This window comes from Streptomyces sp. NPDC087428 (assembly GCF_044744085.1).
Lineage (GTDB): Bacteria > Actinomycetota > Actinomycetes > Streptomycetales > Streptomycetaceae > Streptomyces.
Genome location: NZ_JBIUXR010000043.1, coordinates 1 through 1,697, shown reverse-complemented (window position 1 = coordinate 1,697; position 1,697 = coordinate 1). Strand labels below are relative to the sequence as shown.

The 1,697-nt window shown below is 68.7% G+C and carries 1 protein-coding gene; it reads left to right on the top strand.

Translation table 11 applies throughout. The annotated features are described in order from the left end of the window. On the top strand, nt 1–1,697 hold a 1,697-nt coding region (locus ACIO3R_RS39525), incomplete at both ends, for a condensation domain-containing protein (RefSeq protein WP_402111957.1).

Genomic DNA, 1,697 nt, shown 5'->3' with positions numbered 1-1,697 from the left:
CACCGCCCCCCGCACCACCACCGAACACCTCATCACCACCATCTGGACAGACATCCTCGGCATCACCACCATCGGCATCCACGACAACTTCTTCGCACTCGGCGGGCACTCACTGCTCGCGACGCAGGTGACGTCCCGGCTGCGGCAGCAGCTCGGCATCGACGTGCCGGTCCGCACCCTCTTCACTTCCCCCACCCCGGCAACTCTGGCCGCCGCCATGCGTGAGCTGGCGACGGCCGATGAGGCGCCGCTCGTACCGGTCGACCGTGCGGACGGTTCGCTGCCGCTGTCCTTCGCCCAGCAGCGTCTCTGGTTCCTCGATCAGCTGACACCTGGAAGTGCCGAGTACCTGGTGCCCTTCGGCCTGCGCGTTCGTGGCGAGTTGAACGCCGGCGCCTTGGGTACGGCGTTCACCGCTCTGGTGGCCCGGCACGAAATCCTGCGGACCCGGTTCGTCACCGATGACTCCGGCCGGCCCTCGCAGATCGTGGAGGCGCCGTGGTCGGTCACCCCGGTGGTGCACGACGTTCGGGCCGTCGCCACACCTGCGGACAGGGAGCGGACCGCGCAGGAGATCATGGGAGCAGAGGCGCGACGCCCATTCGAGCTGGACGGCGGACGGCTGCTGCGCGTGGACCTGGTCCGTGTCGCGGAGGACGACCAGTACCTCTTGGTCACGCTGCATCACATCGTCTCTGACGGCTGGTCCTCCGGCATTCTGGCGCGGGAGCTGCGTGAGCTGTACGCCGCAGCGCTGGCCGAGCGCGAGGTGTCGCTCCCGGAACTTCCGGTGCAGTACGCGGACTTCGCTGTCTGGCAGCGTGACCGACTCACCGGCGAGTTCCTGGACGAGCAGCTGACGTACTGGCGGGAGCGGCTGACCGGCGTGCCGGTGCTGGAACTGCCCACGGACCACGTACGCCCTCCCGAGCGCGAGGGCGCCGCAGGGGACACGGTGCACTTCACGCTGCCGGCCGAGGTGGCGGAGCAGCTGCGATCGACGGCGGGACGGCAGGGCGCGAGCCTGTTCATGACGCTGCTGTCGCTGTTCCAGGTCGTGCTGGCCCGTTACGGCCGCCAGGACGACATCGCGGTGGGCACCCCGATCGCGGGCCGCAACCGCGCGGAGACCGAAGACCTGATCGGCTTCTTCGTCAATACGCTGGTGATGCGGACCGACCTGTCCGGCGACCCCACGTTCGCCGAGCTGATCAACCGGGTCAAGGACACGGCGCTGGGCGCGTACGACCACCAGGACCTGCCGTTCGAACGGCTCGTCGATGAGCTGGCCCCGAACCGCGACCTGTCGCGCAACCCGCTGTTCCAGACCCTGTTCGTGTTCCAGAACACGCCGGACGGGGACACGTGGAGCCTGCCGGGACTCGATGTCGAGCAGGTCGGGGTGGGCGGTCAGGACGCGAAGTTCGACCTTCAGCTGACGGCGGCGGAGTCGGGCGGTGAGGTACTGGCGGCGCTGGAGTATCGGACGGATTTGTTCGATCGGGCGCGGATCGAGCGGATGGCCGGCCATCTCAGCACCCTCGCCGCTTCCGTGGCAGCCACCCCTGACGCCCACCTGTCCGAACTGAACATGCTGACGGCGCGGGAGCGGCAGGAGATCCTGGTCGACTGGAACGGGAAGACCGGCCCCTACCCCGACACCGCGACGATCCACCAGCTCATCGAGAACCGGGTCA